Below are 17,659 nucleotides of genomic sequence, written 5' to 3'. Positions count from 1 at the left end.
CCTCCCCCAATGCTGGGGGAGGGGGAGGAAGCTTGGCCGGGGAGGGGGGACAACAAGAGGTGGTCGCCATGTCGACCATGCGACCACCTCTCGTCACCGATGGCTTTGTTCGATCTCAATCAACCCGTGATCCTCACCCTCCCCCTGCATTGGGGGAGGGGGTCGGGGGGAGAGGGCCTCAGGCCGTCGACCCCCCTTCAATCGAACAATCGAACGCCTACCGAATGATCTCCCCTCGCAACACGATCGGCAGGTAGATCGGATCCCAGTCATGGAACTCCGGCCCCGCCGCCACGTCCACGTCCATCTCGTGGACGGCCGTGATGCCCATCGCGCCGCGGCCTTCGAAGACGACGTGGTAGCGGCCCGGCCGCGTCCAGACGTGGCCCATGATGGCCGCGCCCTCCTGGGTGCCGTCCGGGGCGATGTAGAGCTTGTCCGTCTCGAACACGCCCGTCCCGTCGCCGAACGTCGCCCGGTAGCGGATGCCCGTGTCGATCGTCGGCGTCGTCGTGGTGGAGTCGGCGTCCATCGCGCTCAGCTTGACGGTGAAGTAGCTCTGGCGGCGGGCCGGCTTGACGTCCGACGTCACCGCGATGCTCACCTCGGTCGACAGCCAGCTCCGGACGGCCCCAAGCAGCTCGCGGCGGCTCAAGTGGCCGGTGTCGTCGTTCATGCCCTCGAGGCCGAAGCCGAAGTACGCGCTGCGGCTCAGGATCGCGCGGCCCGGCCGCTCGACGGTCGGGTCGTCCCGGTAGGCGCCGGCCACGAAGCCCTGGCTGACGATCCCGCCGCCGTTGGCGTAGCGCAGGAGGGGCATCGCGCCGGCGGCGGTGTCGAACTTGATCTCGTCGATCGAGCCCTGGTTGCCGGCGCCGTCGCCGGTCGCGCTGATGTCGACGCTGACGTTGTTGAACGCCGAGCCGGGTGCGCCCGCCAGCACTTGCTGTGTCTGGGTCAGGACCGTGCCCGAGTTGATGCTTTCCTTCTGGAACGTGGCCGCCAGCGCCGTGCCGTAGAACGACGTGCCGCCATCCGGATTGTTGGATCCGAGCACCTGCGCCGCGTTCTGACCGAACACGCTCACCCAGCCGCCCGATGCGGCGTACTCCATCAGGTGGTTCTGGTCGAGCCCGTTCAGCCCCGGCGTGCTGCGGTTGTCACCCGTCTGGAGGATCAGCCACTTGTAGGCCTTCATCTCGGTGGCCGTCGGGACGTGCAGTCCGGTGGCCGTCGCCGCGTCGAACACGTCGTACGCGATGTTCATCGCCTCGAGGCTCTCGGTGTAAGCGGGCGTGTAATCCACCGGCACCGCGCTTCCCAAGCGGCTGCCGTCCGCGTCGATGATCAGGACCTCGGCATCCGCCGGCGGCGGCGTGACGCGCGTCCAGGCGGGCAGGTGGGCCTTGTACTTCTCGCCCGTCAGGACGACGAAGCCCTGCGCGTCGCCGAGCGGCAGGTCGGTCGTGTTCCACGTGACGTTGAACTTGGCGGTTCCACCGGCCGGCACGTTGACCGTCGTCGGCGAAACCGTCATCCCCTTGACCGCCGTCGTGGCCGTGAACCCGCCGCGCGTGTCCACGGTCGTGACGGCGTACGTCTCGGCGCCGGCCGCGACGCTGGACAGCGTGACCTCGATCGTCTTGCTCGTGCCGACGAGCTGCCAGCCGTAGCTCAGGCTCGGCGGGCTGAGGATGACGCCCGGATCGGCCGCGTTCGTCAGGTCCAACCGGCCCGCGCCCATGTCGAGCGGCTGCGCCGGCCGATCGTCGACCCAGACGTCCATGTACTTGGACGTGCTCATCAGGGCCGACTTGATCATGGCCGGCGTCCAGTCCTTGTGGATCTGGCGGATCATCGTCGCCGCGCCGGCCACGTGCGGGCTCGCCATCGACGTCCCGCCGACCTGGCCGAAGCCGAGGTGACGTCCCTCGCCGCCGCCCGGTGCGTAGCCCTGGCTCATGATGTCGACGCCGGGTGCGGCGATGTCGGGCTTGAGGGTACCGGCCGAGCTCGGGCCGCGGCTCGAGAAGCCGGCGATCAAGTCCGGCGGCGCGATGTCGTTCGGATGCTCGGTGCTTCGCCAAAGGTGCGCCACAGTGTCGATCACAAGCTGCGCCGCGGCTCCGTGCTGCGCCTGCCAGTCGAAGAGCGCCACGCCGTTCGAGTGCCCAACGGAGATCGTCGGGACCGTGACCTTGGCACCGCTTGCGCCGGCACCCATGCCCGGTGCTCCGTCGCCGCCCGCGGTATGGTTGAAGATGATCACCATCGTCGCGCCAGCCGTCTGCGCGTTCAGCGCCTTGAGCGAGAACTCGCACACGCCCCGCTCGATCAGGGCGGCGCGGCCCGCGAATGCCCCGGCCGGGAACGGCTCGCATCCGAGGCCGTTCGTGGCCGAGATCACCGTCGCGGGCGTCCAATTGAACGGACCGACGCGCTGACCGATCGCCAACTCGCCGCCGAAGCCGGCCGCGCTGTAGGCAAGGCCCGTGAGCGTCCCGGGGACGGGAGCCGGCGCGACGACGTCGACGCCGCCCGAAACGAAGGCCGAGCCCTTGGTCGACGCTGCGACGTTGATGTAATCGTCGGATGGGTGATCGCCCGTGCCGGGGCCGGGGCCGGCGTTGCCGTTGGACATGCTGACGAAGATGCCGCTCCGGAAGACGTTCAGGAGCGCCGTGTCCAGCGCGTCGAACGCGCCGCCGATCGAGCCGGGGCCGCCGCCCCACGAGTTGTTCAGCGTGTGGGCGCGGTCGCGGACGATGTCCTCGAGGGCCTGAATGCCCTCGGCGTTGTAGAAGCTGCCGATGCCGTTCACGCTGGAGTAGAAGACGCGGTAGCTCATCACGTACGCCCGCGGCGCGACGCCGCTGATCGTCACCGGCGCCGCGGCGCCCGGGAAGGTGGCCTCGATGCGGTTGCCGGCCATGGTGCCCGAGGTGTGCACGCCGTGCTCGGTGCCGAACGCTCCGGGCCAAGCGGTGTCGTCGCCGGGCGCCGGCGGATCCCAGCTCCGGAAGTAGACCCGGCTGGCGATGATCTTGCCGTTCGTATTCTCGACATAACCGATCGGGTAGCCGATCGGCATCAGGTAGCCGGCGCCGCTGAACATCGGCGCGTCCTTGTGGATGCCGCCGTCCATCGAGGCCGCGCGGATGCCGGCACCGGCGTTCGCCGCGCCGCCGACGGCCGTGTTGTCCCAGGCCGCGGGGGCGTTGATGAGCCCGATGGAATCGTACATCGTCGGCTGGTGGGCGGTATCGCGGCCGACGTGCTTCACACCGGGCATCGCGCGGAGCGCGGCCTCGAGCTTCGCCACGTCGGCGTTCAGGCCGGCATCGACCGTCAAGCCGTTCAGAACGAGCCGGTACCGCAGCGGGCGCGCCCGCTCGTACTCGTCGATGTAGGTGGACAGGCGCGCGCCGGGCACGCTCTTGGGCAGCGCGTTGAGGAACGCCTGCTGCTCGGCGTCGATCCGCGCGAGGTGCGCGCGCGCGGACGGGCTGTCGTCGTCCAGCAGACCCTCGGCGTCATAGGCGACCGAGCGCGGCGCAGTGCCGGCGGCCGCCCACTCGGACAGCGAGGGCGTGCTGAGTTGGACGATCAGGCGGTGGGAGAAATCGGGGTCGTCCGCCAGCGCGGCGCGCTCGGCTGCGACGGGGTCGGTGGTGGCGATGTCGTCGCCGTCGACCGGTGTGACGAACGCCGTGCTGAGCGCGGCGGTCGTCGCGGCCGTCGACGAGGCGAGTGCGGCGCCGGCCGCAACGGGCATGAGCGCAGCGAGGGCGAACAAGGCCACGAGGGCGCTCAGGCGGCGCTTGCTGGGCGTCAGGAACGATCGGCGCACGGTGCGCGAGGGATGGGACATGGCGGGACTCCTCGATGGCTGGGCCGGTGCGGCGGCGGTCGGGTAAACCGCAGAACCCGCGCCGGCGGTCACGAACGGATACGGAGCAGCACGGGGATTATACTGTGCGCATTCACATCACAACTGAGGATCACTCTTGGACGACCCCAACCCCACTGCCCCCGACCCCGACATCGCTTCCGCCGGCGACGAGTCCGCTCCCGACGCACCGCGCGGGATCACCAAGGAACAGCTGCCGGAACGCCTCCGCGCCGCCGTCGATCGTGCCGGCTGGCCCGCGCTCATGCCCGTGCAGGCCGAGGCCATCCCGATGCTCCTCGATGGGCGCAACGTGATGGTCCAGGCGCGCACCGGCAGCGGCAAGACCGGCGCCTTCCTCCTGCCGATGCTCGACCGCCTCGATCCGTCGCGTGACTCCTGTCAGGCCCTGGTCCTGGTGCCGACGCGCGAGCTGGCCAGCCAGGTCTGGCAGCAGGCCGAGGTGATCTTTGCCGACACGCCGTTCCGAACGGTTGCGGTGTACGGCGGCGTCGGCTACGGGCCGCAGACCGACGCCCTGCGCGGCGGCGCCCACGTCGTCGTCGGCACGCCCGGACGCGTCCTCGACCATCTGCTCAAGCGCAACTTCGATCTCGACGACCTGCGGATGCTCATCTTCGACGAGGCCGACCGGATGCTCTCGATGGGCTTCTACCCCGACATGCGCCAGGTCCAGCGCTACCTGCCCAAGCGCCCGCTGCAAGGCTGCATGTTCTCGGCCACGTTCCCGGCGGCCGTCCTGCGCACGGCCGAGCAGTTCATCAAGGAGCCCGAGTTCCTGAGCCTGAGCCAGGACCATGTCCACGTCACGGACATCGAGCACGTCTTCTACAACATTCCCGGCACCGACAAGGACCGCAGCCTGGTGCGGTTCATCGAGATCGAGAACCCGACGAGCGCGATCATCTTCTGCAACACGAAGGCCAAGGTTCACTACGTGTCCGTCGTGCTGAAGCGCTTCGGCTACGACGCCGACGAGATCTCCGCCGACCTGTCGCAGGCGGACCGCGAGCGCGTTCTGGAGCGCGTTCGGAAGGGCAACCTGCGCTTCCTGGTGGCCACCGATGTCGCGGGCCGCGGCCTCGACATCCCGGACCTGTCGCACGTGATTCAGTACGAGCCGCCCGAGGACCCGGAGAGCTACATCCACCGCGCCGGCCGCACCGGCCGCGCCGGCGCGGGCGGCGTCGCCGTCAGCCTGGTGTACGCGATGGAGAGCCTCGCCCTGGCCCGCATCGCGGCCGGTTACGGGATCGACATCCAGGAGCGCCCGCTCCCGACGGACGCCGACGTCGAGGCGATCGTCTCCGAGCGCCTGACCGCGCTGCTCGAGGCCCGGCTGCGCGAGCGCGACAAGCTCCAGACCGAGCGCAGCCGGCGCTTCATCGCCCTCGGCCGCGCGCTGGCCGAGAGCGAGGACGAATCGGCGATCATCGCCATGCTGCTCGACGAGATGTACCAGCAGCTGCTCCACGCGCCGGTCGACGGACCGCCGGCGGCGCCGGTTGCGGCGCGGCGGTCGACGTCGTCGCCGTCGCGTGATGCGCGTGAGCCGCGCGAGTCGCGGGAGGCGCGGGGACCGCGCGAAGAGCGGCCGGCGCAGGGGCGAGCAGCGGGCGATCGGAACGATCGACCTGAGCGGCCCGAGCGAACGGAGCGGCCCGACCGTCCGGAGCGATCCGATCGCCCGGAGCCGTCCGTTCGTCCGGAGCCGTCCGTTCGTCCGGAGCGTTCCGTTCGTCCGGAGCGGTCCGATCGCCCTGACGCAGTCGACCGTCCGGAAGCCGCCGAACGTCCGCCCCAGGCGCGGCCCGAGTGGCCCAACCCACCGGAGCGCGTGGATCGTGCCCCTTCCGCCGACGACGCCGCGCCGCCCGTTCGTCCGGCCGCGTCGTACTACCGGACGGTCCCGCCTCCGCCGGCAGCCACGGGCCGCGGCGTCATCCGTGCCCGCGGCGACGGCGACGGCGGTGCTGCCTCGTCGCCGGCAGGAGCACCGCCCATCGCATCGGCGGCCGGGGACGGTCCGACGGCGGCGGCGGATGAAGGCGCGCCGCGGCGGCGGAGACGGCGTGGGGGGCAGGGTCGCGGGGGGGGTGGCGGCGGTTCGAGTGGTGCGGGTGCGGCGAGTGGCGATTCCTAGCGCCGTCGCTGCCCCCAGAACTCCGACCGCAACACATCACCCACCTCGATGACGATGTCCGGGAGCGCCAGCGGTGCCACGACTTCACTCGGCGTGCGCACCGTTGCGTCCATGTACCGCCCGTCCTGCGGCTGCCGATAGACGTCGAGCACCTGTTCGCCCAACGCCGCAATCCAGACCTCGGGCACGCCGAAGCGGGCGTAGATCGGCAGCTTGCGGCGGCGGTCGTAGCGCAGCGAGCTGTGTGCGACCTTGACGATCAGCATCACATCGGCCGCCTCCGGCCGGTGGTCGAGATAGCCGGTCGGCTCGGGGCGGAGAAGTGCGATGTCAGGCAGGAACAGCGTGTGCTCGCCGAACTGTACGTCCATCTGACAGAGTACTTCGGCGCGATCGCCGACGCGCGACGCCAGCAGCTTGATCAGCCGCAACGTCGAAGAGATGTGCGGACTACCGATCGGGGACATGACGCGGATCTCGCCTTCGATGAGCTCCGTCCGCACACCCTCGGGAATGATCCCGCGCTCGTGCAGCTGGAGGTAGTCGTCCACCGAGAAGCGCCAGCGGCCGGCTCGCGGGCCGGTCGATCGGACGGGCGGCTGAGAGACGGTTGCGAGCGTCATGTGCGGCCCTCCCTTGCCTTGAAGTACGTACGGGCAATTCGCGTCGGTGGGCAGTATAGCAGGCAGTCTACGGCGTGCTCGCGGGCGGTGGAAGGCCAATCGCGACGTCTCTACGACAGGCGCGCGACACGGCACTCGACACGGCACTCGACACGGCACTCGACACGGCACTCGACACGGCACTCGACACGCTTGCGCCATCCCTGGACAGCGGCCGTCAGCGCCAGGGCGGTGCCGATTGCGGCGCAAAACGCGTCGCGACCGCGGCCGGCGACCACCCGGCGGTCGCCATTGCCGTGGCCGCCGCGGCGGCCGTTGCCGTGGCGTCCGCCGCGGCGATGGGCGCGTGACCCGGTCCAAGTGCACGGTACATCTCGCGGAACTGCGACATCCGCGGCATGAACCACATGTGGCGCACCATGCCGCAATAGCCGGAGGCCAGGGTCCCCGGCGTGTAGGCGGCCAGTAACGGGCCCGGATCGATGGGCGCGTGTCGTCGTCCGTCCGGTGTGGCGAGGTGCGTTCGCAGCGCATCGGCGAGTCGGTCCAGCCAGGCCCGGCTCGGGCCGGTGCGGTACGCGAACACGATGTAGCGCTGGGATCGGCGCGGCTCGAAGGTGCACGATGTGCCGCTGTAGGCGTCCGTCAGGTTGATTGCCGTCACCTTCGCCACGTCGCCCTTGTACACGCGCTGCACCCGGAATCGGGCCACGTACGGGCCGGGCTGTGCGCCCGCCGAGCGCTCGGCGACGGTAGGCGCGACCTCGTCCAGGCGCGATACGCGCCCGAGAAACACGGCGTCCGCCTTCTCCATGGAGCTTGGAACATCGGACAACGTGGCGCACGTGCATGCCGCGACTCGCGCCGCCGGCCGTAGCGCGGCACAGGCGCCGGCCAGCAGGACGGCGACGACGAGGCAGCGTGCCCGCTCGGTTCGCTCGGACATGGAACACCCCTCCGTGCAGAGAACCTCGGCGACGCACGATCGGGCGTCGCCATCGGCCCAGCACGGTCCGTGCCGAGGACGAGGCCGGGAACGGCTCTCCGCCCGCTACAGTCCCGGAAGCTTTTGGTTCCGAAACGCATCCACGAACGTAAGCGTTCAGCCGGTTGCCCGATCGGCGAAGGCCTGATAGCCGCGACCGTTCACTCTACTCGTCCTCCCCACCGATCTCGCGCTCAAGAGTGTCAAGTGGTGGCAAGACGGCTTCAATCGCCTGGCGAAGCTCTGGCAGACTGGTGGCGACCGCGGACCACACCAGCGCCAAGCCTACTCCTTCATACTGATGGATGAGGACGTCTCGGAAGCCGGTGAGAGCCCGCCACGGAATGTCGGGATGTTGTACGCGGAACTCGTCCGGTACTCGCTTCGCGGCCTCGCCGATGACCTCGAGGTTTCGGATCACCGCGTCCTGAATCAGCGGGTTCTGTAGAAAGCTGGATTCGCCCTCCCAGGTATACGATTCAATCCGGAGGATGCGCTCCAACATCTGCGCCAGATAAACGCGGGCATCCTTGCTCACAGCGGCCGCGATTCTTGGAGAATGCTCCGTCGAAGCAGCCAGTACAAGCCGTCCTCCGACACAACGTCTACCTCACGGCCCAACAGCTCCCGCAGGTCGCTGAGGAGCCCGCAAAGGTCGATGAGCGTGCGCCGAGGCTCCCAGTCCACCAGGAAGTCGATGTCGCTTGCGTCACCAGCCTCGCCTCGGGCCACGGAGCCGAACACGCGTACGTTGTGGGCGCCATGCATGGCGGCAAGCCGGACGATGTCGTTTCGACGTGTGTCAAGTAGTTCGTCGATGCTCACAGGTCGCTCCTGGCCAGCGGTACCGGCTACAACAGGGCGTTACATGTGGTGGAACAGGGCACCCAGCCCGGAGAATTCAAGCCGGCCATGCGGGGATAGAGATTTCAATCGCGCCCCCGCCGAAGTCCGGGAGTCTAAGCCCCTCCCACGCCCTCGTCAACCGCCCCATCAGCGTCGCCGGCCCACATCTCCAGCGCCACCGACGCTCATCTGCCGCCCATCCGAGCGCCCTGCGCGCCCTCCGGCACCGCTGCCCCGCGCGCCACGCCCGCCGAAGCCGCCCCACCCACGCGTTTACAGCCCTCAACGCCCCTCATCGGCCCTCGCCGCCGCACCGACCACGCAGCCACAACCGCCGCCGACCCGTGACCCGTGGCGGCCGGTGGTCGCGTCCGTGTTCCGGCCTGCGCGCTGCCTGCCTCATGCCGTCTCACGCCGTCCGCGGCTCTCATGCCGCGCCGGTCACCGCCCCGCCTGGCCCCTCCAACCCCCGGCCCGACCGATACCCGCCCGACCGCTGGCCCCGCCCGACCCACGAGACTACCATCCACCCCATGCGCATCGCCGTCCGCTTGCACCCCCGCCGCGCCCGCCTCGCCCGCCTCGCCGTGCTCCTCGCCGGCCGCCACCGCCGCCGCGCCTTCATCGCGCTGCCAGCCGTTCTCGCCCTCACCGGCCTCGTGGCGCTGCGCATGCTCATGGCGGATCTCCCCGCCCCCGGCGAACTCGTCACGCGGGCCGCCCATGATGCCACCAAGATCTACGACCGCCGCGGCCGGCTGCTCGTCGAGGTGCTCGACCCGCGCGCTGGGCGGCGCACCCGCGTGGACCTCGCGGATGTCGCGCCGGTGCTGCGTCAGGCGGTCATCGCTGTCGAGGACGCCGGGTTCTATTCTCACCCGGGCGTCGAGGCGCGCGGCATCGCACGCGCGGCGTGGCAGATGTTGCGGGCGGGGCGCGTGGTTTCCGGCGGCAGCACAATCACCCAGCAGCTGGCGCGCGCGGTACTGCTTTCGGACGACGAGCGCGGGCGGCGCTCGCTCCTGCGCAAGCTGCGCGAGTCGGTGCTGGCGCTGCGCATCACGGCCGCTTACGACAAGGATACGGTCCTCGAGCTATACCTGAACGAGGTCTACTTCGGCCAGCTCGCCTACGGCGTCGAGGCCGCCGCCCGCACGTATTTCGCCGCCCCCGCACGCGATCTGGACCTCGCCCAGGCGGCCATGCTGGCCGGGCTCATCCAATCGCCCGCCGTCTACAACCCGCTCGTCGCCTGGGACGCCGCCAAGGCCCGCCAGGGTGTGGCGCTCGACCTCATGGTCGGAGCCGGGTTCGTCTCGCGGGCCGAAGCGGACCTGGCGCTCGCGGAGCCGCTGCGCCTGGCCGCCGGCGACGGGCCGCTGCACGCGCCGCACTTCAGCACCTACGTGCGAAGCCTGCTGGAGCAGCGCTACGGCGCCGACGCCGTTCTTAGCGGTGGCCTGCACGTCGTCACGACGCTCGACCTTGACCTCCAGCACGCCGCCGAGACCGCCGTGCGCGACCAGATGGCGGACCTCAACACGCCCCGGCCCGGCCGCCCGGACCACAACGCCCACAGCGCCGCGCTGGTGGCGGTAGACCCTGCTACCGGCGACGTCGTGGCGATGGTCGGCAGCGCGGACTATTTCGATGCCTCGATCGACGGTGCCGTGAACGTCGCGCTCGCCCGCCGCCAGCCGGGGTCGGCCATCAAGGCCATCACGTACGCCGCCGCCTTCGACACGTCGCGCTGGGGCACCCGCGCCGCCGCGCCGGGCGACGACCCGACCCGGCCGCGGCTGCCGTTCTCGCCGGCCACTGTGCTCTCCGACGTGGCGACGGCCTTCACCACCCGCGAGGGAGAGCCGTATCGGCCGATGAACTACGACCGCACGTGGCACGGACCCATCAGCCTGCGCCGCGCGCTCGCCACATCGTCCAACATGGTGGCGGTCAAGGTCCTCGACGCGGTCGGCGTCGACGCGATGATCGATACCGCCCAGGCGCTCGGCATCACGACGGTCGGCGACCGCGAGCGCTACGGGCTGGCGCTCACGCTCGGGGGCGGCGAGGTCACGCTGCTGGACCTCACGGCAGCGTACGCCGGGTTCGCCGAGCAGGGCCGGCGCGTCTCGCCGCGCGCGATCCTGGCGGTGCTGGACGGGCCGACGTTTGCTCGGCACCGGGAGACGGCGGACTGGCCGGGCGTCGCCGACACGCCGCCCGGGCCGCAGGCGGTGCCGCCGGCGGTGGCGGATCTGATCACCGACATCCTGTCCGATGACCTGGCGCGCCTGCCGGCGTTCGGCGAGCACAGCGTGCTTGAGCTGGACCGTCCGGCGGCGGCCAAGACGGGCACCACCACCGATTTCCGCGACAACTGGACGGTGGGCTATACGCCGGACCTGTCCGCTGGCGTGTGGGTGGGCAATGCCGACAACACGCCCATGGAGCACACCTCGGGCATCACGGGCGCCGGCCCGATCTGGCACGCCTTCATGACCGCGGCCCTCCGCGGCCGTCCGGCGCGCGACTTCCCGCGCTCGTCGGAGGTCGTCACCGCCAACGTATGCGAGTCCACGGGCTTGCGCCCCACCACGGCCTGCCAGCGCCCGCGAACCGAGCGTTTCATCCGCGGCACCGAGCCGGCCGCCGACGACTGGAGCTACCGGGTGGTCGACGTCGATGCCGCCACGGGTGCACGATGGTCGCCCGGATGCCACGGCCGGCGCGTGGCGCGCGTCTTCCGCCTGATGCCGTCGGACGCGCAAGGCTGGGGCCGGGGCGAGGGCATCGCCGCGCCGCCGGAGCGGACGTGCGCGGGGGCCGACGTCGTCGCCGCTGGCAGCGCGGCTACCGGTGCCGGTCCCCGGGATGTCCGACAGGTCGGTATTGGGGCGCCTTCTGTTGGGCTACTCGACGCCGGCCCGACGCTCGCCCTCACCAACCCGGCGCCCGGCACCACGTTCGCCCGCTCGTCGATGCTGCCGGAGACCCACCAACGCCTGGAGATCGCGGCCGAGCCCGCCGGCCTGGGCGCCGGTGGCCGCGTCACCTTGTTTGTCGACGACCAGGCCATCGCCACCGTCACCCGCCCGCCTTTCCGCACGCTCTGGCGCCTCGTCCCCGGCCGCCACGTCGCGCGCGCGGTCGCGTTCGACGCTGCCGGCCTGCACGCCGAGAGCGAGGCCGTGGCGTTTACCGTCCTCGAACAGGAGCCGGTGGCGGCCGCGCCGCCCGTCGAATCGCCTGTTGAACTGCCGTGAGCAAGCCCTCTCCATCACGCCCATCATGCCGCCAGGAGTTCACCATGGCCAGCCCATCCCGTTCCGCCCGCGTGCGCAGCGTACTCACCGCAACCTGCATTCTGACCGCCGGCCTCGCTGTCGTCGGGTGCAAGGGGACGGACGAGAAGACCACGCCCGAAGCCCACGCCACCGGGGGACCGGTAGCGGCCACGCCGCTGCCCAGCCGCCCGCTCCTGGCCAGCATGCCGGTGTTCGCACAGACCAACGAGGCCCTCGCCGTCGTGCGGACCCAGCCCGAGGACGGCGCGGACGATGTCACGGCCACCGACGGCCAGCTGCAGCTCGCGGTGCAGTTCAACCATCCGGTCGTGCCCCTGGTGGGTGTCGAAGACGAGGACACGCTGCCCCAACCCATCACCATCGAGCCGGCGGTGGCGGGCGAGGGCAAGTGGCTGAACACGTCGACCTACGTCTTCAGTCCGTCCGTCGATCTGCGCGCATCGACCCGCTACACCGTGCGGGTGGCCGGCGACTTCATGGACGTGCTCGGCGGCCGGCTGGCGGAGGCGCACACCTTTGCCTTCACCACGGTGGCGCCGCGCGTCGATGCGACCCAGCCCGGCGACGACCGCATGGACGACGTGGCCGCCACGCGGCCGGTGTCGGTGACGTTCACCCAGGCCATGGACCGGGCCTCCACCGCGGCGGCCTTCCGGCTTGAGCGCGTGGCCAAGGAGGGCCGGACGGCGGTGGCCGGCAAGATCAAGTGGCTCGGCGACCGGACGATGGTCTTCACGCCCGCAGCCACGCTGGACCGACTGCAACGCTTTGAGGCCGTCGTGGCCGCCGGGGCGCGTGACGCGGCGCGCGTCGCAGCAACGAAGGCTGACTTCCGCTGGTCGTTCACGACCGCCGACGTTGCCCGCATCACGCGCACCACCCCGGCCGACGCTGCCAAGGACTCCGAGTGGCTGCGCGAGAACCAATTCGAGATCCGCTTCAGCGCGCCCATGGCCGAGCAGAAGCTCAACGTGACGGTTCAGCCCACCATCACCAACCAGAGCGTGTGGCTTGGCGACAACAACCGCGTCGCCTACGTCGGCGGCGGCTGGCTCGCCTCGGAGTCGTACACCGTGCGCATCGCCGGCACATCGCAAAGCGAGGCGGGGGAAGCGCTCGGCCCGGACACGGTGGTGAGCTTCACGGTAGCGGCCATGCAACCGTCGGCCTGGATCGAAACGCCTTCGGACAAGTCGTTCCTGAACGCCTACAACCCGGCGCGGTTGTACATCGGCGCCATCAACCAGCCGTCGGTCAGCCTGTCGACGTATCGGATCAAAGGCGACCACTACCGTGACCTCCTGACCGGCGAGCGCGAACTCAACGCGGTCCACGCTCCGACCGACGTACCGACCCGGCGCTGGTCGGTGGGCAACGATGGCCAGCTCAACGCGGTGCGATACGTCTCCACGTCGCTCGCCGCGGGCACCACCGGCCTGCTTGAACCCGGCCCGTATCTCATCTCGCTCGGCAGCGACCGCGAACTCGTGCTGGCGTCCAAGGTCAACCTGGCCCTCAAACGCACGGACCGCGAGGCGCTGGTATGGGCCACCGACCTGAAGTCCGGCCAGCCGGTGCCGGACCTGCCGATCACGGTGTACGGTCCCAACGACCGCAAGCTGACCACCGGCCGCACCGACGGCGACGGCGTCTTCCGGGGGACCTTCCCGCCGCTGGGCCGGGACGAGAGCTGGTGGAACGCGTATGCCGTCAGCGAGGCGGACGGCACGGTGGTGGCGGCGACGGCCGGCGACTGGCAGTCCGGCTTCAGCCCATACGACTTCAACCTCAGCTATACGTTCGACCGCGAGGCGTATTACGGCGACGTATACACCGATCGGCCCATCTACCGCCCCGGCCAGACGGTCTACTTCCGCGGCGTGGTGCGTCAGGACGACGACGCCCGCTATTCCCTGCCCAGTGGTGACCAGTCGATCCGGATCAGTGCCAACGACGGCGACGGCAAGGCCATCTTCCAGACCGAACTGCCATTGAGCGCCTATGGGACCTTCAACGGCGAACTCGACCTGGCTCCGGCCGCCGCGCTGGGCTATTACAACCTCGAGGCCCGCCTCGTCCGGCCGAGCCGGCAACCATCCGGCGGCACCCCGACGGCGGGCAACGACGAGGACGATGGCGACGATGACGACGTGATCTGGAGCACCGCGCATTCCTTCCAGGTCGCCGCCTACCGCAAGCCGGAATACCAGGTGGAGGTGGAGACCGACAAGCCCGCCTACACGCAAGGCGACCCCATCCACGCGACGACCGCGAGCACGTACTATTTCGGCGGTCCCGTGGCCGATGCCAAGGTCCACTGGCGCCTGCTCACCGACGACTTCTTCTTCTCCACACCGGCGGCGGTGACGGGCTGGTGGGACTGGATCGACTACGACCTGACCGAGAGCCGCTATTGGAAGCCCGAGGCCGGCGTCGTGCGCGACGGCGAGGCCACGCTGGACGCCGAAGGACGCCTGAACTTCGACGTGCCGGCCGACGTCGGCGAGGCGCCCATCGCCCAGGCGCTGACCTTCGACGTCGAGGTCACCGACATCAACCACCAGGCCGTCTCCGCCCGCGCCAGCGCCGTGGTCCACAAGGCCGACCTGTACCTGGGCCTACGCCCGCGGGCGTACGTCGGCACCGCGGGCAAGCCGGCGGACGTGGACGTCCTCACCGTGTCCAGCACCGGTGTCACGGTCACCCAACAGGCCGTCGACCTGTCGTACGTCAAGCGCGATTGGTACAGCATCAAGGAGAAGCGCGAGGACGGGCGCTTCTACTGGACCAGCAAGTACACCGACACGCTGCTCAGCCACGCCCGCGTGATCTCCGACGGCCGGGGCGCGGCCAGCGGGCGCTTCACGCCGCCCGGGCCGGGCGTGTACCGGGTCGTGGCCAAGGCCAAGGACGGCGCAGGGCGCTCGGCCAGCAGCGCCACCTACCTGTGGGTCAGCGGCTCCGGATACACGAACTGGCGCCAGGAGAACAACGACCGCGTCCAACTGGTGCCCGACAAGAAGGCGTACGTCCCCGGCGACACCGCCCGCATCCTGGTGCCGGTGCCCTTCGCCGGGGCGCAGGCGCTGGTCACCACCGAGCGCGCCGGCATCCGCACGGTGCGGCGGCTGACGCTTGAGGGCAACAGCGAGACGGTTGAGATCCCCATCACCGACGACGACGCGCCCAACATCTACGTCTCGGTGATGCTGGTGAAGGGCACCGGCCCGGACAGCCCGGTGCCGCAGTTCAAGCTGGGGTACACCAACCTATCGGTCTCGGCGGCCGGCAAGGTTCTCGACATCGCGGTCACCACCAGCCGGCCCGGCCCCTTCCAACCGCGCGACACCGTGACCTATCAGATCGCGGTGACGGACCACGCCGGCAAGCCGGCCAAGACCGAGCTGTCGCTGGCATTGGTGGACAAGGCGCTCCTCGCCCTCACCAGCGCCGCGGGGCCGAGCTTGGTCGACACGTTCTACGGCGAGCGCATGCTGGGCGTGAGCACGTCTGCGTCGCTCTCCCGATCCACCGACCGACTGAACGCCCAGCTCGCGGCCGATAAGAAGGGCGGCGGCGGTGGCTTGCCCGAGCCCGGCACGGTTCGCCGGGTGTTCCGCGACACCGCGTACTGGAACGGCGCGATCGTCACGGACGACAAGGGCCTCGCTACGGTCGACGTTGCGCTGCCGGACAACCTCACGACGTGGGACATGGCGGTGTACGGCGTCACCGGCGCGGACACGCGCATCGGCGCCGGCAGGTTGGACATCGTCAGCACCAAATCGCTCATGCTGCGGCCCGCGCTGCCGCGCTTCGTGGTCGTGGGTGACGCGCTGAGCTTGGAGTCGGCGGTCCAGAACCAGTCCGACAAGGCCGTCGACGTCGAAGCCGTCTTGGCCGTGGAGGGGCTCATCGTCCAGGGTGACGCGGTCCAACGCCTGTCGTTGCCCGCCGGCGGCAAGGCCGAGCTGAGCTGGCCGGTGAGCGTGCCGGCCACCGGCCTGCGCCCCGCCACTGTGCCTGGTGCCGACGGCGAGGTGATGGTCAAGCTCTACGTCAAAGGGGGAGGCCGCGAGGACGCCATCGAGCTGCCCCTGCCGGTGTACATGTTCACGGCTCCCGCCACGGTGGCCACGGCCGGCATGACCGAAAAGGAAGTGGTAGAGGTGGTCCGCCCGCCGGCCGGCGTGGTGCCCAGCCAGGGCTCGTTCAAGGTGGAGGTGAACCCGTCGCTGGCCGCGGCCAGCACCAACAGCCTGGTCTGGCTCAAGTCCTACGCCTACGACTGCACCGAGCAGACGGTCAGTAAGTTCTTGCCGAACGTCGTCAGCTACAAGGCGCTGAAGGATCTGGGTCTTGAACGGCCCGATCTGGCGCGAAGCCTCGAGCAGTCCGTGGCCACGCAGCTGCAAAAACTGTATGGCTACCAGCGCCAGGACGGCGGCTGGGGCTGGTTCAGCGCCTGGGAACGCGGCGTGAGCTATCCCTGGCTCAGCGCCTATGCCGTGTACGGTCTGGACATGGCCAAGGCCGCGGGTTTCGCCGTGGACGACGACGTGCTGGACCGCGGCCGCCACTACCTGACCGCCTGGCTGGCGGCGAAGCCGCTGCGTGACACGCCCGCGGAGCTCAACGAGCGCGCCCTCGTCCTGTTCGCCCTGGCCGAGTCGGACGATCTGCCCGCCAGCGCGGCAGTGTCTTTGTACGATCGGCGCGATCACATGGCCCGCTACGCCCGGGCGCTACTGGCGGTTTCCTTGGCCGCCGTCACCAGCCCGGACGACCCCCGTGTGAAGGGCCTGCTCGCCGACCTGGGCAGCGCGGCCGTGACCAGCGCCACCGGCACATCCTGGGAAGAGCCGACCGACGACCGCTGGAACGGCAACACCAACACCCGCACCACGGCCATCATCCTCTTCGCGCTGGCCCGCCTGCGCCCCGATGATGCGGCGCTGCCCAACGTGGTGCGCTGGCTGATGGTCAACCGCGACGTGGACCACTGGGCCACCACCCAGGAGACGGCCTGGGCGGTGCTGGCCTTCACCGAGCAGATGAAGGCCAGCGGCGAGTTGAAGGCTGATTACAGCTGGGACGTGACGCTGGGCGACCGAAATCTCGGCGAAGGCACGGTCAACGCCGACAACGTGGACCAGCCGCAGACGCTCACCGCGTCCGTGGCCGACCTCCTCGGCACCGGCGGCGGGCGGCTGACCATCGCCAAGACCGGCGCCGGCCGGGTGTACTACGGCGCCTGGCTGCGCTACATGGTTCCCGCCGCTACCGCGCCGCCGGTGGACCACGGCGTCGGGCTGGGGCGCCAGTACGTGCGGGTGGACCCGCGCACCCTCAAGCCCACCGGCGAGCCGGCCACGGACGTGAAGGTGGGCGATTACGTCCAGGTGAAGCTCACCTTGGTGGTGCCGCACGAGCTGCACTACGTGATGCTGGAGGACCCGTTGCCGGCCGGCTTCGAGGCGGTCGATACCAGCCTGCGCACCAGCACCGCCGTGGCCAGCGGACCCGAGTTCAGCGAGCAATCCGACGAGGACGATGATGGTGACGAGGAGGCCGGCTGGTGGGAGTGGGACTGGTGGTCCTACTGGGTGGCCTCGCAGCTGCGCGACGAGAAGGTGGCTGCCTTCGCCGAGGTGCTCGGCCCCGGCACGTACGACTACACCTACCTGGCCCGCGCGGGCGTGGCGGGCACGTTCAACGTCATCCCGGCGCTGGTGCAGGAGATGTACTTCCCGGAGGTGTTCGGGCGGAGTTCGGGCGGGGTGTTGACGGTGAGCAAGAAGGAGTAGTACCGCCGCCCATCCGCCGCCCATCCGAGCGCCATGC

General features: G+C 70.2%; 7 protein-coding genes and 1 pseudogene. 3 read left to right on the top strand and 5 right to left on the bottom strand.

The features are described 5' to 3' along the window. Positions 1-217: 217 nt before the first annotated feature. The gene (locus IPG72_11005; protein MBK6769511.1) at positions 218-3,871 is read right to left on the bottom strand and encodes a S8 family serine peptidase; all 3,654 of its coding nucleotides are present in this window, start codon (positions 3,869-3,871) and stop codon (positions 218-220) included. A gap of 283 nt (positions 3,872-4,154) precedes the next feature. Between IPG72_11005 and IPG72_11000 the strand changes: the two are divergent. Beyond that, a pseudogene (locus tag IPG72_11000) lies at positions 4,155-5,387 on the top strand (DEAD/DEAH box helicase). 662 nt (positions 5,388-6,049) lie between these two features. Here the strand turns inward: IPG72_11000 and IPG72_10995 are convergent. The 4 genes from IPG72_10995 to IPG72_10980 form a co-directional block, all read right to left on the bottom strand. After that, entirely contained in the window at positions 6,050-6,676 is a 627-nt protein-coding gene (locus IPG72_10995) for a Uma2 family endonuclease (GenBank protein MBK6769510.1), read from the bottom strand. Between the two features lie 217 nt (positions 6,677-6,893). Next, positions 6,894-7,622, bottom strand: coding sequence for a hypothetical protein (locus tag IPG72_10990; protein MBK6769509.1), 729 nt, complete (start codon positions 7,620-7,622; stop codon positions 6,894-6,896). A gap of 205 nt (positions 7,623-7,827) precedes the next feature. After that, positions 7,828-8,166, bottom strand: a complete 339-nt coding sequence (locus tag IPG72_10985; GenBank protein MBK6769508.1) for a DUF86 domain-containing protein — start codon at positions 8,164-8,166, stop codon at positions 7,828-7,830. Positions 8,167-8,195: 29 nt separating this feature from the next. After that, complete coding sequence (locus IPG72_10980) at positions 8,196-8,486, bottom strand: nucleotidyltransferase family protein (GenBank protein MBK6769507.1); 291 nt, start codon at positions 8,484-8,486, stop codon at positions 8,196-8,198. A 554-nt stretch (positions 8,487-9,040) separates the two neighbouring features. Here IPG72_10980 and IPG72_10975 point away from each other — a divergent pair. Further along, positions 9,041-11,773 carry a transglycosylase domain-containing protein gene (locus IPG72_10975; protein ID MBK6769506.1) on the top strand — a complete coding sequence of 911 codons (2,733 nt, stop codon included), beginning with the start codon at positions 9,041-9,043 and terminating at the stop codon, positions 11,771-11,773. Positions 11,774-11,817: 44 nt separating this feature from the next. Further along, positions 11,818-17,622 (top strand): Ig-like domain-containing protein, encoded by a 5,805-nt coding sequence (locus IPG72_10970; protein ID MBK6769505.1) that lies wholly within the window; start codon positions 11,818-11,820, stop codon positions 17,620-17,622. Positions 17,623-17,659 lie beyond the last annotated feature (37 nt).

It is taken from the genome of Candidatus Avedoeria danica, assembly GCA_016703025.1.
GTDB lineage: Bacteria > Chloroflexota > Anaerolineae > Epilineales > Epilineaceae > Avedoeria > Avedoeria danica.
This window is presented reverse-complemented; position numbering and strand designations above follow the sequence as displayed.